The sequence below is a fragment of the Mycobacterium sp. MFM001 genome (assembly GCF_003402475.1).
Lineage (GTDB): Bacteria > Actinomycetota > Actinomycetes > Mycobacteriales > Mycobacteriaceae > Mycobacterium.
In genome coordinates this window covers 191,345-212,423 of sequence record NZ_BFAB01000007.1, presented here as the reverse complement: position 1 = coordinate 212,423, position 21,079 = coordinate 191,345, and the positions used below count along the sequence as shown (strand labels likewise).

The 21,079-nt window shown below is 67.2% G+C and carries 20 protein-coding genes; 5 read left to right on the top strand and 15 right to left on the bottom strand.

The window, feature by feature from the left end; all coding sequences use genetic code 11:
• Positions 1–87: 87 nt before the first annotated feature.
• The 7 genes from smc to sepIVA are packed head-to-tail and all read right to left on the bottom strand — an operon-like array spanning position 88 to position 7,273.
• A complete protein-coding gene (smc, locus tag MFM001_RS14460; RefSeq protein ID WP_116375950.1) occupies positions 88–3,672 on the bottom strand; it encodes a chromosome segregation protein SMC in 3,585 nt (1,194 codons plus the stop codon).
• Between the two features lie 38 nt (positions 3,673–3,710).
• Entirely contained in the window at positions 3,711–3,992 is a 282-nt protein-coding gene (locus tag MFM001_RS14455; protein WP_116375949.1) for an acylphosphatase, read from the bottom strand.
• Positions 3,979–4,392: an OsmC family protein gene (locus tag MFM001_RS14450; protein ID WP_116375948.1), complete on the bottom strand. Its 414-nt coding sequence runs from the start codon at positions 4,390–4,392 to the stop codon at positions 3,979–3,981. Before MFM001_RS14450 ends, MFM001_RS14455 begins: the two co-directional genes overlap by 14 nt.
• A gap of 23 nt (positions 4,393–4,415) precedes the next feature.
• A complete protein-coding gene (gene mutM, locus MFM001_RS14445; protein WP_116375947.1) occupies positions 4,416–5,258 on the bottom strand; it encodes a DNA-formamidopyrimidine glycosylase in 843 nt (280 codons plus the stop codon).
• Complete coding sequence (gene rnc / locus MFM001_RS14440; RefSeq protein ID WP_116375946.1) at positions 5,251–5,931, bottom strand: ribonuclease III; 681 nt, start codon at positions 5,929–5,931, stop codon at positions 5,251–5,253. Before rnc ends, mutM begins: the two co-directional genes overlap by 8 nt.
• Positions 5,928–6,509: a DUF177 domain-containing protein gene (locus tag MFM001_RS14435; RefSeq protein WP_116375945.1), complete on the bottom strand. Its 582-nt coding sequence runs from the start codon at positions 6,507–6,509 to the stop codon at positions 5,928–5,930. The genes rnc and MFM001_RS14435 overlap by 4 nt, the downstream gene beginning before the upstream one ends.
• 26 nt (positions 6,510–6,535) lie before the next feature.
• Entirely contained in the window at positions 6,536–7,273 is a 738-nt protein-coding gene (sepIVA, locus tag MFM001_RS14430) for a cell division protein SepIVA (protein WP_116375944.1), read from the bottom strand.
• 179 nt (positions 7,274–7,452) lie between these two features.
• Here sepIVA and MFM001_RS14425 point away from each other — a divergent pair, with 179 nt between their 5' ends.
• On the top strand, positions 7,453–8,613 hold the full coding sequence (locus MFM001_RS14425; protein ID WP_255422355.1) for a permease: 1,161 nt from the start codon (positions 7,453–7,455) through the stop codon (positions 8,611–8,613).
• Positions 8,614–8,680: 67 nt separating this feature from the next.
• Complete coding sequence (locus MFM001_RS14420; protein WP_116375942.1) at positions 8,681–8,776, top strand: YgjP-like metallopeptidase domain-containing protein; 96 nt, start codon at positions 8,681–8,683, stop codon at positions 8,774–8,776.
• A gap of 87 nt (positions 8,777–8,863) precedes the next feature.
• Here MFM001_RS14420 and MFM001_RS14415 read toward each other — a convergent pair whose 3' ends face one another.
• Together MFM001_RS14415 and MFM001_RS25210 are read right to left on the bottom strand one after the other, a co-directional pair.
• Positions 8,864–9,388, bottom strand: a complete 525-nt coding sequence (locus MFM001_RS14415) for a hypothetical protein (RefSeq protein WP_116376106.1) — start codon at positions 9,386–9,388, stop codon at positions 8,864–8,866.
• Between the two features lie 102 nt (positions 9,389–9,490).
• A complete protein-coding gene (locus MFM001_RS25210; RefSeq protein WP_371685542.1) occupies positions 9,491–10,525 on the bottom strand; it encodes a hypothetical protein in 1,035 nt (344 codons plus the stop codon).
• Positions 10,526–11,040: 515 nt separating this feature from the next.
• Here MFM001_RS25210 and MFM001_RS14400 point away from each other — a divergent pair.
• Positions 11,041–12,405: a 13E12 repeat family protein gene (locus tag MFM001_RS14400; protein WP_116375940.1), complete on the top strand. Its 1,365-nt coding sequence runs from the start codon at positions 11,041–11,043 to the stop codon at positions 12,403–12,405.
• 4 nt (positions 12,406–12,409) lie between these two features.
• On the opposite strand, the gene coaD is transcribed toward MFM001_RS14400, so the two are convergent.
• From coaD to MFM001_RS14370, 6 genes are read right to left on the bottom strand one after another with little or no spacing between them, the layout of a single operon-like run.
• Positions 12,410–12,892 (bottom strand): pantetheine-phosphate adenylyltransferase, encoded by a 483-nt coding sequence (gene coaD, locus MFM001_RS14395; RefSeq protein WP_116375939.1) that lies wholly within the window; start codon positions 12,890–12,892, stop codon positions 12,410–12,412.
• 11 nt (positions 12,893–12,903) lie between these two features.
• Positions 12,904–13,470: a 16S rRNA (guanine(966)-N(2))-methyltransferase RsmD gene (gene rsmD, locus MFM001_RS14390; RefSeq protein ID WP_116375938.1), complete on the bottom strand. Its 567-nt coding sequence runs from the start codon at positions 13,468–13,470 to the stop codon at positions 12,904–12,906.
• Entirely contained in the window at positions 13,467–16,850 is a 3,384-nt protein-coding gene (locus MFM001_RS14385) for a pyruvate carboxylase (protein WP_116375937.1), read from the bottom strand. Before MFM001_RS14385 ends, rsmD begins: the two co-directional genes overlap by 4 nt.
• 22 nt (positions 16,851–16,872) lie before the next feature.
• Positions 16,873–17,499, bottom strand: coding sequence for a vitamin K epoxide reductase family protein (locus MFM001_RS14380; protein ID WP_116375936.1), 627 nt, complete (start codon positions 17,497–17,499; stop codon positions 16,873–16,875).
• Positions 17,496–18,248, bottom strand: coding sequence for a DsbA family protein (locus MFM001_RS14375; RefSeq protein WP_116375935.1), 753 nt, complete (start codon positions 18,246–18,248; stop codon positions 17,496–17,498). The genes MFM001_RS14380 and MFM001_RS14375 overlap by 4 nt, the downstream gene beginning before the upstream one ends.
• 54 nt (positions 18,249–18,302) lie before the next feature.
• Positions 18,303–19,388 carry an alpha/beta hydrolase gene (locus MFM001_RS14370; protein ID WP_116375934.1) on the bottom strand — a complete coding sequence of 362 codons (1,086 nt, stop codon included), beginning with the start codon at positions 19,386–19,388 and terminating at the stop codon, positions 18,303–18,305.
• Between MFM001_RS14370 and MFM001_RS14365 the strand changes: the two genes are divergently transcribed.
• Together MFM001_RS14365 and MFM001_RS14360 are read left to right on the top strand one after the other, a co-directional pair.
• Positions 19,387–20,220, top strand: coding sequence for an aldo/keto reductase (locus MFM001_RS14365; RefSeq protein WP_192886953.1), 834 nt, complete (start codon positions 19,387–19,389; stop codon positions 20,218–20,220). The genes MFM001_RS14370 and MFM001_RS14365 overlap by 2 nt on opposite strands.
• Before the next feature lie 6 nt (positions 20,221–20,226).
• On the top strand, positions 20,227–21,072 hold the full coding sequence (locus MFM001_RS14360) for an aldo/keto reductase (RefSeq protein WP_116376104.1): 846 nt from the start codon (positions 20,227–20,229) through the stop codon (positions 21,070–21,072).
• Positions 21,073–21,079: the final 7 nt, after the last annotated feature.

Genomic DNA, 21,079 nt, shown 5'->3' with positions numbered 1-21,079 from the left:
GCAACCGCGGGCCCCTAGCGCTCGACTGTGAACCATGCGACGGGTTTTCGGCGTGTCGCGTCGCCTCGTTCACACTCGCGGCCGCGGCTATCCCGCGGCGACCAGCTCCTGGCCACGCATCCGCTGCGAGATGACCGCGGTGATGCCGTCGTCGCGCATGGTGACGCCGTACAGCGAGTCGGCCACTTCCATCGTCGGCTTCTGATGCGTGATCACGATCAGCTGCGACTGGGCGCGCAGCTCTTCGAACAGCCGCAGCAGCCGGTGCAGGTTGGTGTCGTCGAGTGCGGCCTCCACCTCGTCCATGATGTAGAACGGCGACGGGCGGGCGCGGAAGATCGCGACCAGCATCGCCACCGCGGTCAGCGATTTTTCGCCGCCGGACAGCAGCGACAGCCGCTTGATCTTCTTGCCGGGCGGGCGGGCCTCCACCTCGATGCCGGTGGTGAGCATGTCGTCGGGATCGGTCAGCCGCAGCCGGCCCTCGCCGCCGGGGAACAGCGTCGCGAACACCTGCTCGAACTCGCGTTCCACGTCGGCGTAGGCGTCGCTGAACACCTGCAGGATGCGGGCGTCGACGTCGGCGACGACGTCGAGAAGGTCCTTGCGGGCCGCCTTGACGTCCTCGAGCTGGGTGGACAGGAAGTTGTAACGCTCTTCCAGCGCGGCGAACTCCTCCAGCGCCAGCGGGTTGACCCGGCCCAGCTCGGCCAGCTCGCGCTCGGCGCGTTTGGCCCGGCGCTCCTGGGTGGCCCGGTCATACGGCATCGGCGCGGGCGCGGTGACCTGCTCGCCGCGTTCGCGGGCCTGCTCGTATTCGGCCATCTCCAGCTCTGAGGGCGGTAGCGGGACGTCCGGGCCGTACTCGGCGACCAAGTCGTCGGGCGCCATCCCGAACTGCTCGAGCACCATCTGCTCGAGCTGCTCGATGCGCAGCGCGGCCTGCGCCTTGGCCACCTCGTCGCGGTGCAACGACTCGGTCAGCGTCGCGACCCGGTTGCCCAGCGCGTTCACCTCGTCCCGAACTGCCGCCATCGCCGTCGACCGCTGTTGACGCTCGGCGGCCAGCGCGTCGCGGTTGCGCGACGCCGCGCGCACCACCTGGTCGAGCCTTTCGGCCAGCAGCCGCCCGGCGTCGGCCACCGCGGCGGCCACGGCAGCCGCATGCTCACGGGCGGCGCGGGCCTGCTGGGCGCGCACCCGCGCTTCCCGTTCGGCGGCGGCGGCGCGGCGAAGCGAATCCGCCCGTCCCCGAACGGCATTCGCGCGTTCCTCGGCGGTGCGCACTGTCAACCGGGCTTCCACCTCGGCGGCCCGGGCGGCCTCGGCGGCGGCCGCGATCTGCTGGCGGTCGACGGGCTCGGTGGCCGACTCGGGCTGGGTCTGCTCGGCGTTGCGTAGCCGGGTCTCCAGCTCGCCGAGCTCCTCGAGGGTCTGGGCGCGACCGGCCTCCAGCTCCTCGCGCTGGTGCAGCAGTCGGCGCCATTCCTCCTCGGCGGTGCGGGCATCCTGGCCCAGCCTGCCCAGCTGCTCGTAGATCGCCGAGATCGCGGCGTCGGATTCGTTAAGTGCAGCCAGCGCCTGCTCGGCGGCGTCCTGGCGGGCGGCCTGCTCGCTCAACGCCCCGGACAGCGCCGCGGACAGCTGGCTGACCTGCGCCTCGGCGGCGGCCAGCTCGGCGCGGGCCTTGTCGATTTCGCTGGTGATCTCCAGCGTCGAGGGCTTGCGGTCCGAACCGCCACTCACCCACCCGGCCCCGACCAGGTCGCCGTCGAGGGTGACCGCGCGCAACTTCGGTTGTCCCGCAACGAGATCCAGGGCTGCGGTCAGGTCGGCGACGACGGCGACGCCGGACAGCATGGCGGTCATCGCGCCGCGCAGCCGGGGCGGCGCGTCGACAAGGTCCAATGCCCAGCGGGCACCGTCGGGCAAAACGCTGTGTGGCACAGGCTCTTCGGGCCAGTCCCCCAGCACGATCGCCGCGCGCCCCCCGTCGGCCTGCTTGAGCGCGGTCACCGCCGAGCGGGCCGCGCCGAAGCTGTCGGCCGCGACCGCGTCGGCGGCCGCGCCGAGGACCGCCGCCAGCGCCGTCTCGTAACCGGAGGCGACTTTGACCAGTTTCGCCAGTGTCCCGAAAATACCTGCGCCACTGCGGTTTTCGGTCAGCCAGGCGGCGCCGTCCTTGCGTTCGAGCCCCACCGCCAGCGCGTCGATGCGCGCGCGCAGCGACGCCACCTGCCGTTCGGCGCCGCGCTCGGCGGCCTGCAGTTCGGCGACCCGCTCGTCGGCCAGCCGAAGCGCCGCCACCGTCCGGTCGTGGTGCTCGTCGAGACCCACCTCGCCCTGGTCGAGCTCGCCGACCCGGCCCTGCACCGTCTCGAATTCGGCCTGGGCATGCTGCGCGCGGGCGGCGGCTTCCTCGATGCGCTCCGAAAGCTTGGCCACTTGGGAGTCGGTCGATTCCACCCGGGCGCGCATGGTCTCCACCTGGCCGGCCAGCCGGGCCAGGCCCTCACGCCGGTCGGCCTCGGCGCGCACCGCCGCCAGGTGCGCCGCTTCGGCTTCGGCGGCGTGGCGTTCGCGGTGGGCCAGCTCCGCGCGGGCCGCCTCCAGCCGGCTGCGCGCGCCGGCCAGCTCGGCGAGCAGCTGTTGTTCTTGCGCGGCGACCTGCTCGGCTTCGGCCTCCAGCGCGTCGGGGTCGGGGCCGCCGGTGGCGGCGGGCTCGACGTCGAGATGCTGGGCGCGTTCGGTGGCGATGCGCACGGTGGCGCTGACGCGTTCGGCCAACGCGGACAACCGAAACCAGGTCTGCTGTGCCGTTTCGGCCTTGTGCGACAACGCGGCCAGCGCCTGCTCGTGGGCCGCCAATTCCTCGGATGCGACCGACATCCGGGCCGCGGCCTCGTCGTGCTCGCGGCGCAGCGCCGCCTCGGCCTCGTTGGTGTCGTTGAGCTCGGCCTGGCGGGTGACGACGTCGTCGGCGGCCAGCCGCAGCCGGGCGTCGCGCAGGTCGGCCTGGATGGTCGCTGCGCGACGGGCCACCTCGGCCTGGCGGCCCAGCGGTTTGAGCTGGCGGCGCAGCTCGGTGGTCAGGTCGGTGAGCCGGGCCAGGTTCGCCGACATCGCCTCCAGCTTGCGGACCGCCTTTTCCTTGCGCTTGCGGTGCTTGAGCACCCCGGCGGCTTCTTCGATGAACGCCCGGCGGTCCTCCGGCCGCGACTCCAGGATTTCGTTGAGCTTGCCCTGCCCGACGATGACGTGCATCTCGCGGCCGATGCCGGAGTCACTCAGCAGCTCCTGCACATCCATCAATCGGCAACTGCTGCCGTTGATTTCGTATTCGCTGGCGCCGTCGCGGAACATCCGCCGGGTGATCGACACTTCGGAGTATTCGATCGGCAGCGCGTTGTCGGAGTTGTCGATGGTGACGGTGACTTCAGCTCGGCCCAGAGGCGCCCGCGACGACGTGCCGGCGAAGATGACGTCTTCCATCTTGCCGCCGCGCAGCGTCTTGGCGCCCTGCTCCCCCATCACCCAGGCCAGCGCGTCGACGACGTTGGATTTGCCCGAGCCGTTGGGCCCGACCACGCAGGTGATGCCCGGCTCGAAGCGCAGAGTCGTCGGCGAAGCGAAGGACTTGAAGCCCTTGAGCGTCAGACTCTTGAGGTACACGACGTGTGAGACTACCGGCGGTCCAGATCTGCGTGCGGTTACCGCGCGCTGAATCCGTCGATGTCCTGTGGTTGCTGCGACCAGTCGGCGACGACGTTGTCGACCCGACCAGGCGTGGTGCCGCCTTGCAGCAAATGCAGCAGCTGCTCGCACGCGTCGCGCGGCCCCTGCGCGACAACCAGCACCCGCCCGTCGACCTTGTTGGCGACGTATCCGGTGAGACCCAGCTCCAATGCCCGGGAGCGGGTCCACCAGCGGAAACCGACCCCCTGCACCCGTCCGCGCACCCAGGCGGTCAGCCGGACGTCAGGCTCCGACATCGGTTACCTCGAAGGTGACTTTGGTGCCGGATTTCAGAGTGCGGCCGACGGTGCAGACCTGGTCGACGGCGCGCTGCACGACGGTCAGCACGCGTGCCTTCTCTGCGTCGTCCAGGCCGGATAGGTCGAGCTCGAGGGTCTCCTCGAGCAGCGGGTAGCGCTCCTGCTCCCGGTCGGCCGCGCCGGATACCCGGACGACCGCGTTGTAGTCGTCGCCGAGGCGACGGGCCAGCGGCTGGTCGCTGGCCATCCCGCTGCAGGCGGCCAGCGCGATCTTGAGCAGCTCGCCCGGCGTGAACACGCCGTCGACGTCCTCCGAGCCGACCAGGACCTCAGCGCCGCGCGAGCTGTGCCCGGTGTAGCGCCGTGTGCCCGTGCGTTCGACCCATAGCTGCGTCATGGCTTCTTTTCTACCGGTGCGCGTCAACGCCGCTGACAGCGTGGGCAGTAGTACGACGAGCGGTTCATGAACTTCTCGCGGCGGATCACCGCGCCACACCGCCGGCACGGTTTGCCGTCGCGGCCGTAGGCGTCCAGCGACCGGTCGAAGTAGCCGGATTGGCCGTTGACATTGACGTAGAGCGAATCGAACGACGTGCCGCCCTGCTCCAGCGCGTCGCGCATCACGTCGGCAGCCGCCGTTAGGACGGCGGTCAATTTCAGCCGGGTCAACGTGTCGGCGAGCCGCGTGCCGTTCACCTTGGCCCGCCACAGCGCCTCGTCGGCGTAGATGTTGCCGATCCCCGACACCACGGTCTGGTCGAGCAGTTGCCGTTTGATCTCGGAATGCTTGCGCCGCAACACCTTAACCACCGCGTCGACGTCGAAGCGCGGGTCCAGCGGGTCGCGTGCCAAGTGCGCCACCGGCGCGGGCACCACACTGCCGTCGACAGTCACCAGGTCGGCCAACAGCCACCCGCCGAACGTCCGCTGGTCGACAAAGCTCAATGCGGTCCCGTCGTCGAGTACCGTGGCAATCCGCAGGTGACCGGTGTTGGGGACTGCGCCGATCAGCATCTGCCCGCTCATGCCCAGGTGCACGACGAGCGCGGTGTCGCCGTCGTCCAGCGTCAGCCACAGATACTTGCCGCGCCGGTCGGTGCCGGTGATGCGCGCGCCGAGCAGCCGCGACGTCAGGTCGGCCGGGCCGGCCTCGTGCCGGCGCACCGCGCGGGGATGATGCACGCGAACCGCGGTGATGGTCTTGTCAACCACATGGTCAGCCAGCCCGCGCCGAACCACCTCGACTTCGGGTAACTCAGGCACTGTCGAGAGCGGTCCACGCGGCCGCCGCGGCCTTCTGCTCGGCTTCCTTTTTGGTCCGGCCTACCCCCGAGCCGTACTCGGTGTCCATCACGATCACGACGGCGGTGAATTCTTTGTCGTGGTCCGGGCCGGTGGCGGTGACCTGGTACGACGGGGGGCCCAGGCCACGCGCCGCGGTCAGCTCCTGCAGGCTGGTCTTCCAGTCCAGGCCCGCGCCTAATGTGGGCGCCGCGTCCAGCAGTCCGCCGAACAGCCGCAGGATCACCTCACGGGCGGTGTCGATCCCGTGGTGCAAATAGATCGCGCCCAGCAGCGATTCCATCCCGTCGGCCAGGATGCTGGATTTGTCGGCGCCACCGGTGTTGGCCTCGCCGCGGCCCAGCAGCAGGTGCGCGCCCAGCCCCTTGTCGGTCAGCCCCCGCGCGACGTCGGCCAGCGCATGGGTGTTGACCACACTGGCGCGCAGCTTCGCCAAATCCCCTTCCGAGCGGTCGGGGTGGCGGCGGAACAGCTCGTCGGTGACCGTCAGGCCGAGCACGGCGTCGCCGAGGAACTCCAACCGCTCGTTGGTGGGCAGCCCGCCGTGCTCGTAGGCGTAGCTGCGGTGGGTCAGCGCCAGAGTCAGCAGCTCGTCGGGGAGGTCGACCCCGAGCGCGTCGAGCAGGTCACTCACGGTCGCGCCTCGTCGTCGGGAGGCAGCATCGCGGTCAGCTTCGCCCAGCGCGGGTCGATCTTGTCGTGGTGATGACCGGGCTCGGCGGTGGCCAGCGGGACGCCGCAGTCCGGGCACAGACCGGGGCAATCCGCCTGGCACAACGGCGACAGCGGCAGTTCCAGCCCGACGGCGTCGATGACGGGCTGCTCGAGGTCGACGATGTCGTCGACGACGCGACCGACCTCGCCTTCCTCGGTGGTCGCGTCGGTCGCGCTGTCGGGGTAGGCGAACAGTTCGGTCAGCTCGACCTGCACGTGCCCGGTGACGGCCGTCAGGCAACGGGCGCACTCGCCGGCGGTGGGCGCATCCAGCGTTCCGGACACCAACACGCCTTCGGACACCGACTCGACCCGCAAATCCAGCTCCAGTGGGGCACCGCGCTCGATCGCGATCAGATCCAGCCCGATGCGGGACGGGCTGGCGACGGTGTCGTGCACCGAAAACATCGCTCCGGGGCGGCGTCCCAGTCGCGAAATGTTGATCGCCAGCGGCGAGATCGGATGCCGCTGGGCCGTCGAACTGTGCTGCCTGGGCATGCCCGTAATCCTACGGGCGCAGAACGTTACCGCTGCGCGTAGTCGTGCATGCCGGCCGCGGTCCGCAGCTGGTGGCGGCCACGGTTGACCGACCGCAGCGTGCCGTTGAGGAACTCCTCGAATTCGGCCAGCTTGGAGTCGACGTAGATGTCGCATTCGCCGCGCAGCCGATCGGCTTCGGCGTGCGCCGCGTCGATGAGCCGGGTGGCCTCCGCGTTTGCCGACGCCACCACCTCGGTCTGCGACACCAGACGCTGCTGTTCCTTGATGCCCTCTTGGACGGCTTTCTCGTAGGAGACGTTGCCCTCTTCCACCAGCCGGTCGCATTCCGCCTTGGCGCGACCAGTGGTGGCCTCGTACTCACGCTTGGCCGCGGCCGCAATGCGCACCGCCTCGTCGCGCGCGTCGGAAACCATCCGCTCGGTGTGCTGACGAGCCTCGGCGACCATCCGGTCGGCCTGAGCCTTGGCGTCGGACAGGATCCGGTCCGCTTCCGAGCGGGCGTGGTTGAGCATCGACTCCGACTCGGTGGTCGCCGAGGACACCATGGAGTCGGCGTGGGTCTTGGCGTCGTGCAGCAGCGAGTCGCGGGCGTCGAGAACATCCTGGGCGTCGTCGAGTTCGCCGGGGATCGCGTCCTTGATGTCGTCGATCAGCTCCAGCACGTCGCCGCGCGGCACCACACAGCCCGCCGTCATCGGCACGCCACGGGCTTCTTCGACAATGGCGCCCAACTCGTCGAGCGCTTCGAAAACTCGGTACACCGCAACACCCTCCCGGCATCGTTGTTGTTACCAGTGTGCCTGGTGTTGCGTCTGTGACAGTGTTGCCGGGCCCGGTGTGTCGAATATTGACGGGCCTGAGCTGTGCCGCTCACCTGCACACTTGGCGTCATTATGTCGGCCTGCACCGACGTGCGCCAGCGCGCCCCACAATGAGACGGGTGGACGCCGTACTTCGCGCACTGGGCCTGGCGGGCTCGATGACGTGGGAAATTCTGTGGGCACTGGTCCTGGGTTTCGCGCTGTCGGCGGTGGTGCAGTCCCTGGTGCGACGCTCGACGATCGCCGGCCTATTAGGTGACGATCGTTTTCGCACCCTGGCGGTAGCGGCGGGACTCGGCGCCGCGTCGTCGTCGTGCTCCTACGCCGCGGTGGCGCTGGCCCGATCGCTGTTCCGCAAGGGCGCCAATTTCACCGCCGCGATGGCCTTCGAAATCGCCTCGACGAATCTGGTGGTGGAACTGGGCATCATCCTGGCGCTGCTGATGGGCTGGCAGTTCACGGCGGCGGAGTTCGTCGGCGGACCCGTGATGATCGTGGTGCTGGCCCTGCTGTTCCGCGTTTTCGTCCGGTCGCGGGTTGTCGACGCCGCCCGCCGCCAGGCCGAACGCAGTATCGCCGGTTCGATGGAAGGCCATGCGGCCATGGACATGTCGGTGCAGGGCGAAGGCTCGTTTTGGCGACGGCTGTTGTCGCCACAGGGTTTTACTGCTGTCTCGCATGTGTTCGTCATGGAATGGGCGGCGATCCTGCGTGATCTGGTGATCGGGCTGTTGGTCGCCGGCGCCATCGCGGCCTGGGTGCCCGAAACATTTTGGCAGAGCTTCTTTTTCGCTGACGATCCGACGCTTTCCGCGCTATGGGGGCCGATCGTCGGACCGCTGGTGGCGATCGCGTCGTTCGTCTGCTCGATCGGCAATGTGCCGCTGGCGGCGGTGCTGTGGAACGGGGGCATCAGCTTCGGCGGCGTCATCGCGTTCATCTTCGCCGACCTGCTGATCCTGCCGATTCTGAACATCTACCGGCGCTACTACGGCTTTCGGATGACGCTGACGCTGCTAGGCACCTTCTATGCCGCGATGGTGGCGGCCGGATACGTGGTCGAATTGCTTTTCGGCACAATGCATCTCATTCCTCGCCAGCGCGTCGCGACGGTGATGCATGCTGGTGTGTCGTGGAACTACACGACGTGGCTGAACATCGTGTTCCTGGTTGTGGCTGTGGGATTGGTCGCCAGGTTCGTGGCGACCGGTGGCGTGCCGATGCTGCGGATGATGGGCGACTCACCCAGCGAGCATGACGGGCACCGCGAACACAGCTGAGGGTGGCGGCAGTCATCTGATACCAGAGTGATTCAAATCTGGAGCTTGCCAAAGATATCCGGAGTGCTTGGGGTACATCGCCGTTCACGAGATGACGCACTACATCGAGCGCAATCAAGGCCAACGGTTCACCAAGCTGATGAACGACTACCTTCCCGACTGACGCACCCGGCGCGATCAGTTGAACGAAGGACCGCTGGCTCATGAGGAATGGCCAGCATGAGACCAAGTCCAAGTCGCGCGCGGCGTATCACGTCTGAGGATCTTTTGGGTCCGACACCCCGGGTATGTATGGGGGAAAACCTTCGGTGTGCCACCCGACCGGCTGATTACGCCATTCGTCCGGGATGTCCGGCAGCGTGAAGTCATTTTCGTAGGCAGAGCAACCGACCGTTCGGCCGATATCCAGTGCCACATCGGCTAATTCGCTCAGATCAATACCCGTCCCAGTCGACATGATCTCGATGTAACAGTTACCAACGATGGCCCTCAAAGTCCCTAGGTAGTCGAGCACAAACACATACTCGCCGGACGATAGACCAGTTATCTCGTAGGCCTCCGGGTTCGGGCCCCCAAGATCCAAGTCAGGCGAACACTCCTCGCTCATCATTTCTCGGGTGTCGTTGGCACGCTCTTGGCCGTCGCGCACTTGACAGATCGACACAGTCACGGTCCGGGTGTATCCGGTTTCTCGATCACCCCAGCTACACCACAGCGAGTTGTCCCAGAACTCCTCGGCGGCTTCCGAAGTGGGCCTCGTGTTCTTCGGAACCATAGAGCTGATCTGAAAATACGGCTCCAGCTTCTCGGCGATGACGTCCCGCCGGCCGGTGTAGGTTCGCGGGGGCACCGTCACACTGTCCTCAGTCAAACCTGCTCATCCCTTCGTCGTCGGGAAGGCCGTGATGATTTTCCCGTCGCTTGCCGAAATAACAACGCGCACCGTGAATGCGTAACTGCCATCTGCCCTGGAGATCTTCCTGTATAGGGCAAACGTGTCGTTATTTTGGTTGTACTCCACCCGCTCGGGGTAGGCCAGCGCCGCGCCTATCGAGTAATCGGCAAGGTATCGCCAGTTGCCCCCGCCCGGAAATCCTGAGTCAGCAATCTGTTGCCATTGCGCTCCGTGCTCCTTTTGGATGTGCAACATTCCGTACTTGTCGTTGCCGCAGTACAAAACGGAATCACCGAGCGGCATCGATCGAAACCCCGCGCTGATCGGCGCGTGGTAGAACGTCCTGACAACCTTGCCTGGATCCTGGCCGCGCGCCCGGCAGGCGGCCCACACTTTCGGTTGGTAGGGAGGCATCGGCACCGGCGGGGGCGGCGGCTCCTGCGGTACTGGCCCGCCGGCAAATATAGGTGACTCAGTGAAGCTGACACCTCTAACGCCTGCCGTTGCAGATGGCAACTTGTCGGCGATGCCCTGTTGAACTGTGCCCACCCTGCCTGCCAGGGTCCGGATGTTGCTCTCCCAGGCCTGGGCATGCGCCTGACGAAGTGTTGCGTCAAACGCATCTCCGCCGGTTTGGCGGCTCGTGACGGTGAGATCCTCGCTGACATTGAACCCCGCGGCGCGCGCTTTATCGATCTCGGTGAGAGCCCGCTGCTGGGCGTCATAGAGGTCGCCGGTGCCCGTGCGAGCGATCGTGGCCGCGTTGCGCAACTGAGTTGCTAAGCCTTGGACTTTGACCAGATCGGGAGCAGCCCGGTTATTCAACGCCGCATCGGCCGCGGTGCCCTCCCAATATGTCCCGCCCGGACGTTGGATCTGCTGATGGACTGCGCTGAAGGCTTCCTCCCATTTCGAAGCCGTACTGTTCCAAAAATCCGCCGCGGCATGGAGAGTTCTTATGTCCGCAGTCACATTTTCGATCTGCGACAGGCTTAGGGGCAGCTCCTCCGCACCCACTTACTTCCCCACAGCAGGCAGAAATTCAGCCGCACGATCGAGGTCACTCGCTGACCCGGCGTCCTGTCCGGCGTATGCGGCGCTGGCGGCGCTCAGTTTGGCCGCCGTCATCTGCATTCGGGCAACGAGCGCAGCACTGGCAGTGTCGATATCGGTATGCACCGCATTAACGGCAGCCGCAATGGTCCCGCCTGCCCCTCCCGAGGCGGGCGGGGTAACACTGGTCAATCGTTCAGCCAAGGCTTCACAGTGGTCAGCCAGCGCGCCAAGCCCGGCAGGATGGACCCGCAACGATCGCACATAGCGACTATAAAGCCGACAAAATGACACGACCTGCACTAATTCCTTGGGCCCGCCGCGTTGTTGGCGTCTGGCCCCAGTTCTCGACCGATTTGCCGAAGGTCAACAGGTACTGAGCCAGTCGTCCCCCTAAATCACTGTAACCACTTGTGTCACTTTGGTTTTGCCTCTGGATTCTGCTGGCGACTGTCCGCCCGGCGTGATAGTATTCGAACATGCGTTCGAGTAGCCGTGAGGAGATCGTCGCGGTCTTCGACTCGCTCGAGGCTGACCTGAAGCGCGCCCTGGATCTGGACTTCGACGTGCTGACCACGCCGGAGCGGCTCGCACTGCTGGAACGCTGCGAGACGGTGCGCCGCCGGCTGCCCGCGGTCGAACATCCGCTGATCACCCAGCTCGCTACGCAGGCCAGCGAGACCGAGCTGGGCGGCACGCTGCGCTTTGCGCTGGCCGAACGGCTACGCATCACCCCCGCCGAGGCCTCCCGGCGCATCCACGACGCCGAAGACCTGTGCGCGCGCCGGGCGCTGACCGGTGAACCGCTCGAGCCGGTGTTGCCCGCCACCGCCGCCGCCCAGCGCGCCGGACAGATCGGTGCCGGTCACGTGGCGGTGATCCGCAGCTTCATGCACCGGCTGCCCGGCTTTGTTGACGTCGAGACCCGCGAGCACGCCGAGGCCCATCTGGCCGGGCTCGCCGCCCAGCATCGCCCCGACGATTTGGCCAAGCTAGCCGCCCGGCTCACCGATTGTCTGAACCCCGACGGTGATTTCACCGACGACGACCGAGCCCGCCGGCGCGGGCTGACCCTTGGCAAGCAAGGCCCCGATCAGATGTCACAACTCAGCGGCTGGATCACCCCGGAGCTGCGCGCCACCATTGAGGCGGTGTGGGCCAAGCTGGCCGCCCCGGGCATGTGCAACCCCGACGACCCGGCGCCAGTGCTGGACCGGACACCCTGTGAGCAGACCGCCCAGCGTGACTCGCGCAGCACCGGGCAGCGCAACCACGACGCCCTGCTGGCTGGGCTGCGGGGACTGCTGGCCTCCGGAGAGCTGGGTCAACACAACGGGCTACCGGCCACCATCATCGTGACCGCCAACCTGGGCGATCTTGAAGCCGGCACCGGCCACGGGCTCACCGGCGGCGGATCCCTGCTACCGATGAGCGATGTGATCCGGCTGGGCTCGCACGCGCACCACTACCTCGCGATTTTCGACCAGGGCAAAGCCTTGGCGCTTTACCACGCGAAACGCTTAGCGTCGCCTGCTCAGCGGATTGTGTTGTACGCCAAGGATCACGGCTGCACCTTCCCCAACTGCCCGCTAGGCGGCTATCACTGCGAAGCCCACCACTGCACCCCCTACGCCCAATGCCGCACCACCGACGTCAACGACCTCACCCTGGGCTGCGGCGGGCATCACCCGCTGGCCGAAGAAGGCTGGACCACCCGCAAAAACTCCAAGGGCGACACCGAATGGATCCCACCCCCACACCTCGACCACGGCCAACCCCGCACCAACCGATACCACCACCCCGAAAAGCTGCTCAGGCCAGACGACGAAGACGACGACCCGTAGCGAATTACGCGCCGTGCGAAAGCTTTTCGGCCAGGCGGCGGTTCACCGGCTCGGGTAGCAGCTCGGAGACGTCGCCGCCCATCGAGGCGACCTCCTTGGCCAGTGACGACGACACGAACGAATACCGCGGCGTGGTCGCCACGAAAAACGTGTCCACACCGGCGATGTGCTTGTTCATCTGCGCCATCTGCAACTCGTATTCGAAGTCGGTGCCGGTGCGCAGACCCTTGACAATGGCGGTCAGCCCGCGGGACCGGACGAAGTCGACCACCAAACCGGAGCCGGACTCGACGCGCAGGTTGGGCAGGTGCGCGGTGGACTCCTCGATCATCGCGATGCGTTCCTCGACGCTGAACATGCCCTTCTTGTTCGGGTTGACCAGCACGGCGGCCACCACTTCGTCGAACTGCGCAGCCGCCCGCTCCAGGATGTCGACGTGTCCCAGCGTCACCGGATCGAATGACCCAGGGCATACCGCGCCACTCATGGCTCACGACGCTACACGGTCGCCGAGGACCGTTCGGCCAGCTCCAGCCGGGTGTCGCCGTAGCGGCGTGACGGCAACGTCACCCAGCCGTCCGGCCACACCAGCGGCGCACTCGCAACAGCACGCTCGAAAACCGCAAGGGTCCCGGAAGCTGCCCAGCCGTGCGCGTTCAATGCGCCCAGCACCGCCTGTATCTCCGCGGCGTCGACGTCGTAGGGCGGATCGGCCAGCACCAGGTCGACCGGGGCTGCAGCGCCGCCGGCCAACACCGCCGAAACGCTCCCGCGGCGAAGCGTCGCCCCGGCCAGGCCCAGCGTCGAGATATTGCGTTCGATCACCGCCGCGGCCCGCCGATCGGACTCGACGAACAACACCGACGCGGCTCCCCGCGACAACGCCTCCAGACCCAGCGCCCCCGAGCCCGCGTAAAGATCCAGCACCGAGACACCGCCGAAATCCAGTCGCGCACTCAACACGTTGAACAGCGCTTCGCGCACCCGATCGGTGGTCGGCCGGGTCCCCCGCTGCGGCACCGCGATTCGTCGCCCCCCCGCGACACCGGCGATGATGCGGGTCAGCGCAGCACCACCAGCAGATCCCCGCCCTCGACCTGGGCAGTGGTGGAGACCGCCACCCGTTCGACGGTGGCATCAACCGGCGCGGTGATCGGGGCCTCCATCTTCATGGCCTCGATGGTCGCGATCGTCTGCCCGGCACTGACCCGATCCCCTTCGGACACACCGATGGTGACGACGCCGGCGAACGGCGCGGCGATGTGGCCGGGGTTGGTGCGGTCGGCCTTTTCGGCGGCGGGAATGCTGCTGGCAATGCTGCGGTCTCGCACCTCCACCGGTCGCAGCTGGCCGTTGATGATGCACATCACCGTGCGCATGCCGCGTTCGTCGGGTTCGGAGATGGCCTCCAGCCCGATCAGCAACTCCACCCCGGGCTCCAGTTGCACCCGGTGCTCTTCGCCTTGGCGCAGGCCGTAGAAGAACTGGTTGGCTGACAGCTGCGACGTGTCGCCGTAGGCTTCGCGATGGGCCTCGAATTCCTTTGTCGGACCGGGAAACAGCAGCCGGTTGAGCGTGGCTTGCCGCTTGGGGCCGGCCAGCGCCAACGTCGCCTCGTCTTCCGGGCTCAGCTCGGGAGCCGGTTTGGCCGGCGCACGACCGGCCAGCGCGTTGGTGCGCAGCGGCTCGGGCCAGCCGCCGGGCGGATCGCCCAGCTCCCCGCGCAGGAATCCCAGCACCGATTCGGGAATGTCGAATTTCGATGGATCCGAGGCGAATTCGTCAGCGGTGATCCCCGCGCCGACCAACGCCAGCGCCAAGTCGCCGACGACCTTCGACGTCGGGGTCACCTTGACCAGCCGGCCCAGCAGTCGGTCGGCGGCCGCGTAGTTCACCTCGATCTCCTCGAAGCGGTCACCCAGGCCCAGCGCGATCGCCTGCTGGCGCAGATTCGACAGCTGGCCGCCCGGGATCTCGTGGTCATACACCCGGCCGGTCGGCGCCGGCAACCCAGACTCAAAGGGCGCGTACACCTTTCGCAGCGCCTCCCAGTACGGCTCCAGATCGCATACCGCCGACAGCGACAGGCCGGTGTCGTAGTCGGTGTGTGCGGCCGCCGCGACGATCGAGCTCAGCGCGGGCTGGCTGGTGGTTCCCGCCAAGGGCGCCGCGGCCCCGTCGACCGCGTCGGCCCCGGCATGCCACGCCGCCACATAGGTGCCCAGCTGCCCGCCCGGGGTGTCGTGGGTGTGCACATGGATCGGCAAATCGAACCGGCTGCGCAATGCAGGAATCAACCGCTGGGCGGCGCCGGCCCGCAGCAGGCCGGCCATGTCCTTGATGCCCAGCACGTGCGCACCGGCGTCGACGATCTGCTCGGCAAGCTTGAGGTAGTAGTCCAGCGTGTAGATGTTCTCGTCCGGGTCGGACAGGTCGCCGGTGTAGCACATCGCGACTTCGGCTATGGCAGAACCTGTTTCACGCACTGCGTCGATCGCCGGCCGCATCGACTCGACATTGTTGAGCGCATCGAAGATCCGGAAGATGTCGATCCCGGTTGCCGTGGCCTCTTCGACGAACGCCGACGTCACGATCTCCGGATACGGCGTGTAGCCGACGGTGTTGCGGCCCCGCAACAGCATCTGCAGGCAGATGTTGGGCATCGTCTCGCGCAGCGCTGCCAGCCGCTCCCACGGGTCTTCCTTCAGAAAACGCAGTGCCACATCGTAAGTCGCCCCGCCCCAGCATTCCATCGACAGCAGCTGCGGAGTGAGCCGCGCGATGTACGGCGCCACCCTCAGCAGTCCGGCGGTCCGAATCCGAGTAGCGAGCAGCGACTGGTGCGCGTCGCGGAACGTGGTCTCGGTGACCAGAACCGCCGCTGATTCCCGCATCCAGCGCGCGAAGCCCTCCGGGCCCAACTCGACCAGCCGTTGCTTGGACCCAGGCGGTGGCGCGGCCTCCAGGTCGATGTCGGGCAGCTTGTCGTGCGGATACACCGCCGACGGCCGGGAACCGTGCGGCTGGTTCACGGTGACGTCGGCCAGGTAGTTCAGGATCTTGGTGCCGCGGTCGGCCGACGACCGCGCGGTCAGCAGTTGCGGGCGCTCGTCGATGAACGACGTGGTGATCCGGCCGGCCCGGAAATCCGGGTCGTCCAGAACCGCTTGCAGAAACGGGATATTCGTCGAAACACCGCGGATCCGGAACTCGGCGATCGCGCGACGCGCCCGGGCCACCGCCGCCGGAAAGTCACGGCCCCGGCAGGTCAGCTTCACCAGCATCGAATCGAAGTGCGCGCTGATCTCCGCACCCAGATTGGTGCCGCCGTCCAGCCGGATGCCCGCCCCACCGGGGCTGCGGTAGGCGCTGATCCGGCCGGTGTCGGGCCGGAACCCGTTCGCCGGGTCTTCGGTGGTGATCCGGCACTGCAGCGCCGCACCGTGCGGCCGAATGCTCTCCTGCCGCAGCCCGAGGTCGTCGAGGCTCTCGCCGGCGGCGATGCGCAACTGGCTCGACACCAGGTCGACGTCGGTGATCTCCTCGGTGACGGTGTGCTCGACCTGGATGCGCGGATTCATCTCGATGAACACGTGCTGACCGCTCTCGTCGAGCAGGAATTCCACCGTGCCGGCGCAGCTGTACCCGATGTGGCGGGCGAACGCCACGGCGTCGGCGCAAATCCGTTCGCGCAACACTGGATCCAGGTTTGGCGCGGGCGCGAGTTCGATGACCTTCTGGTGGCGGCGCTGCACGCTGCAGTCCCGCTCGTAGAGGTGGATCACGTTGCCGTGGGTGTCGGCCAGGATCTGCACTTCGATGTGGCGCGGGTTGACCACCGCCTGCTCGAGATACACCGTCGGGTCCCCGAACGCCGACTCGGCTTCGCGGCTGGCGGCCTCGATGGCCTCGCCCAGCGCACTAGCGTCGTTGACGCGCCGCATACCCCGACCGCCGCCACCGGCAACGGCCTTGACGAACAACGGGAAACGCATCTTCTCCGAGAAAGCCAGCAACTCGTCGACCGACGCCGACGGCGCCGAGGACATCAGCACCGGCAGGCCGGCTTCGCGGGCGGTCGCGATCGCGCGTGACTTGTTGCCGGTCAGCTCCAGCACCTCGGCGCTGGGACCGACGAACGTGATGCCCGCCGCGACGCACGCAGCCGCCAATTCCGGGTTCTCCGAAAGGAATCCGTATCCGGGGTAGATCGCGTCGGCGCCTGCGCGGCGGGCGGTGTCGACGATCTCGTCGACCGACAGGTAGGCCCGCACCGGGTGGCCTTCCTCGCCGATCTGGTAGGACTCGTCGGCCTTGAGCCGGTGCACCGAGTTGCGGTCTTCGTACGGGTAGACCGCGACGGTGCCGATACCTAGCTCGTAGGCGGCGCGGAACGCGCGGATCGCGATCTCACCGCGATTGGCAACCAGCACTTTGGAGATCATCCGCGCGCCCCTTTTAGACCCTTTAGAGAAGTGTCGACCAGTAGTCCCAGAACCGCGCCAGGATCATCAAAAAGACCGCGGTGAACCACAGCGCGGTAATCGACCACCGCCAATGGTAGAGCCCGCGCAGCACCGCGTTTCCCTCGATCACCGGCCGCAGCGCGATCGATGCGACCACCACCAGCAGCGGGATGGTCACCGCCCACACCACCATGCAATACGGGCACAACGCCCCGATCCGATACAGGCTCTGAAAGATCAGCCAGTGGACGAACCCCGCCCCGGCCAGCGTTCCGGCGGCCAAGCCAATCCAATACCACTGCGGCAGAGCAATTTTCGCGACGGCGAGCACGCCGGTGACCACGACGACGGTGAACGCGGCGATGCCGATCAGCGAGTTGGGGAAGCCCAGCACCGAGGCCTGCGGGGTCGTCATCACCGAGCCGCACGACACCACCGGGTTGATGTTGCAGGATGGCACGTACGACGGATTGAGCAGGATGTCGATCTTCTCCACCGTCAGCGTCGCGGAGGCGACCAGGCCGGCCACCCCGGCGATCAGCACCCACCAGGCGCTGAGCGGACGGACCGGCGACGGGGGCGAATCCGCAAGTGGCTCACCCGGTTGCGCGGACACCGCGGTGGTCACGACGCCGGCGTCGCCGCCGTGTCGAGGCCCGGCACGTTCCCGACGATTTCTTTGATCTTGGCGACCAACGCGTCGGGGGTCGACGGATCGTAATCCTGGCCGTTGATGCGGATCGTCGGTGTGGCGTGAATATTGGTGGCCGCCGCCATGCCGTCGACCAGCGGAATGTACTTGCCGCTGTTGACACAGTCGGGCACCTTGCCGACGACGCCGGCCTGGCGGGCCCGTTCGATCAACTGCGCGTTGTCCGGGAACTTCGTACCAGTCTCGGAGGGCTGCAGGTCCTTGGTGAACAACGCGGTGTGGAAGCGGCGGAACGCGTCGAGGTTTTCATCGGCCACGCAGTAGGCCGCGGCCCCGGCGCGACTTGAATAGTCGTCGTTGTGCGGGCTGCTCAGGATGCCGACCATGTAGTAGTCGGCGGCGATCGCGCCCGAGTCGATCAGCTTGGAGACCGTCGGCCCGAACGTCCGCTCGAAGTTGCCGCAGGCCGGGCAGAGGAAGTCTTCGTAGAACGAGACAACTGCCTTGGGGTCTTTGGTGCCTTCCTTGGTGACCAGCTTGCTCGACGTCACCCGCACCGCGCGTCCTGCGTGTTCGGTCTTCTTGTCGTGCGAGATGACGATGTAGCCGATCACGACGACCGCAAAGATCACCACGATCAGGGTGATCCCGATCTGGAATGCGCGATCGCGTCGGCGACTCGCGAGCTTCGGGTCGTAGCCGGGGCGTTTGGGTTTGTTGGCCACTGGTTGGCTGACCTCCGGTTGTCGGCTGGGGGCTGGCAATCGCCCCTAGCGTACTCAGACCCTGCTCAGGTGGGCCCGCAGCGCCGAGACCAACTCGGCGGTGCCGGTCGCGCTGCCGCCGCCCAGCGGGAACAGGTTCGCGAAGCCGTGCGTCAGCGACCCCAGGCATCGCAGGTCGACCGCATTACCGGCGGCCCGCAGCGCCGTCGCGTACCGCTCACCCTCGTCGCGCAGCGGGTCGAAGCCCGCGACCGTGATCAGCGCGGGCGGCAGCCCGGACAGCGATTCGGCCAGCAGCGGAGACACCCGCGGATCTGCGGCGTCGACGCCGGAACCGCCCAGATAGTTCGCTTCGAACCAGTCGATGTCGTGCTTGGTGAGCAGGAACCCGCTGGCGAACAGCGACAGCGACCGGGTCTGCGCGGTGAAGTCGGTTCGGGGATAGACCAGCCACTGCAGCACCGGCGCGGGGCCGCCGTCGTCGCGCGCCAGCTGCGACACCACCGCCGCGAGGTTCCCGCCGGCGCTGTCGCCGCCCACGGCCACCCGCCCGGGGATCGCGCCCAAGTCGCCGGCGTGCTCGTGCGCCCACCGAAACGCCGCATAGGCGTCGTCGACCGCGGCCGGCGCGGGATGTTCGGGAGCCAGCCGGTAGTCGATCGAGAGCACGTGGATGTCGGCGTCGCGGCACACCAACCGGCACAGCTGGTCATGGGTGTCCAGATCGCCGAGACACCAGCCGCCGCCGTGGTAGAAGACCAGCAGCGGGGTGGGTTCCGCGCAGGCCGGCCGGTAATGCCGGGCGCCGATGTCGCCGGCCGGGCCGGGTATCGACAGGTCGCTGACCGCGACGTGGATCTGCGGGCCCGGAAACGCGGCGGTCAGATCGCGCATCTGGGTGCGGGAGGCGGCCGGGTCGTCGTCGGTCACCAGCCCGTCGACGCCCATCACCCGCATCCCGGCCAGCGTCAGCTGCAGCGTGAGGTCCAGCGTGTTGCCGTCGATGGTGACCGAGCGGCCGCCGGCGAGCAGCCGCTTGACGCCGGTCGGGATGAACGGAATGACCTTCATGCCGACATTGGCGGCGGTGTTCTGCAACCGGCTGGTCAGACCGGGCACGCCTGGCAGACTTTTTGTCATGGCTGCTCCCCTAGTCACGCTCAACGACGGCAATTCCATCCCCGCCCTGGGATTCGGTGTTTTCCAGATTCCACCTGCGGACACCGAGCAGGCGGTGGGTGCCGCGCTGCAAGCCGGTTACCGGCATATCGACACTGCGGCGGCCTACCGTAACGAACGCGAGACCGGCCGTGCGGTAGCCAATTCCGGCGTGCCCAGAGACGAACTGTACTTGGTGACCAAGTTGTGGAACGCCGATCAGGGCTACGACAGCACGCTGAGCGCGTTCGACGCCAGCATGGACCGGCTGGGCCTCGACTATCTCGACCTGTACCTGATCCACTGGCCGATGCCCCAGCTGAACAAGTTCGTCGACACCTTCAAGGCGTTCGCGCGCCTGCGTGATCAGGGCCGGATCCGCTCGATCGGGGTCAGCAATTTCGAGCCTGAGCACTTGCAGGTGCTCATCGACGCCACCGGGATAGTGCCCGCGGTCAACCAGGTGGAGCTGCATCCGCGGCTGCCCCAGACCGCGTTGCGCGAAGTCCACTCCCGTCTCGGCGTCGCCACCGAGGCGTGGAGCCCGCTCGGCCAGGGTTCGCTGCTGGACCATCCGACGATCAGCGCACTCGCCGCCGCCCTTGGCCGGACACCTGCCCAGGTGTTGATCAGGTGGCATATCCAGCTAGGTAATATCGTGATCCCCAAGTCGGTGAACCCTGCGCGGATTGCGAGCAACTTCGAAGTGTTCGATTTCGAACTGAGCGACGACGAGATGGCGTCGATCTCCTCGCTGGATGACGGAACACGGCTTGGTCCGGATCCACGAACCTTCAATTTCACAGGCAGGTGAATGACGTTGACTGGCGAGTCGGGCGCCACCGTCCCCTCTATTGCACTCAATGACGAGAACACGATGCCGGTGCTCGGCCTCGGTGTCGCGGAGCTGTCCGACGACGAGACCGAACGCGCGGTATCGGCGGCGCTGGAGGCCGGCTGCCGGCTGATCGACACCGCGGCGGTCTACGGCAACGAAGCCGCCGTGGGTCGCGCGATCGCCGCGTCGGGGATCCCGCGGGCCGAGTTGTTCGTCACCACCAAGCTCGCCAACGCCGACCAGGGGTTCGCCAGGTCGCAGGAGGCATGTCAGGAAAGCTTGGAGCGGCTCGGCCTGGAATACGTCGACCTGTACTTGATTCATTGGCCCGCGCCGCAACTGGGCGAGTACGTGAACAGCTTCGGCGGATTGATCCAGGTGCGCGCACAGGAGTTGGCTCGCTCGATCGGCGTGGCCAACTTCACCGAGGAGCACCTGTCGACGGTCATCGACCTCACCTTCGTCACGCCCGCCGTCAACCAGGTCGAGCTGCACCCGCTTCTCAACCAGGCCGAGTTGCGCAGCGCCAACGCCAGCCACAACGTCGTCACCCAGGCCTACAGTCCGCTGGCCGTCGGCAGGCTGCTGGACAACCCAACGGTGACTTCCGTTGCGGCGGAATACAGTCGCACACCCGCGCAGGTGTTGTTGCGCTGGAATCTGCAACTGGGCAACGCGGTGGTCTTCCGGTCGGGGAAGCCCGAGCGCATCGCCACCAACTTCGACGTCTTCGATTTCGAGTTGGCCGCCGAGCACATGGATGCGCTCAACGGCCTGAACGACGGCACGCGGGTGCGTGAGGATCCGCTGACCTACACGGGTATCTGACCCCGCG

Coding starts and splice junctions, on each gene's coding strand:
- MFM001_RS14370 (WP_116375934.1), bottom strand. CDS start 19,388: ATGACAAAAAGTCTGCCAGGCGTGCCCGGTCTGACCAGCCGGTTGCAG.
- MFM001_RS14365 (WP_192886953.1), top strand. CDS start 19,387: ATGGCTGCTCCCCTAGTCACGCTCAACGACGGCAATTCCATCCCCGCC.
- MFM001_RS14415 (WP_116376106.1), bottom strand. CDS start 9,388: ATGGTTCCGAAGAACACGAGGCCCACTTCGGAAGCCGCCGAGGAGTTC.
- coaD (WP_116375939.1), bottom strand. CDS start 12,892: ATGAGTGGCGCGGTATGCCCTGGGTCATTCGATCCGGTGACGCTGGGA.
- MFM001_RS14455 (WP_116375949.1), bottom strand. CDS start 3,992: ATGTCGGAGCCTGACGTCCGGCTGACCGCCTGGGTGCGCGGACGGGTG.
- MFM001_RS14400 (WP_116375940.1), top strand. CDS start 11,041: ATGCGTTCGAGTAGCCGTGAGGAGATCGTCGCGGTCTTCGACTCGCTC.
- MFM001_RS14435 (WP_116375945.1), bottom strand. CDS start 6,509: ATGCCCAGGCAGCACAGTTCGACGGCCCAGCGGCATCCGATCTCGCCG.
- MFM001_RS14385 (WP_116375937.1), bottom strand. CDS start 16,850: ATGATCTCCAAAGTGCTGGTTGCCAATCGCGGTGAGATCGCGATCCGC.
- MFM001_RS14450 (WP_116375948.1), bottom strand. CDS start 4,392: ATGACGCAGCTATGGGTCGAACGCACGGGCACACGGCGCTACACCGGG.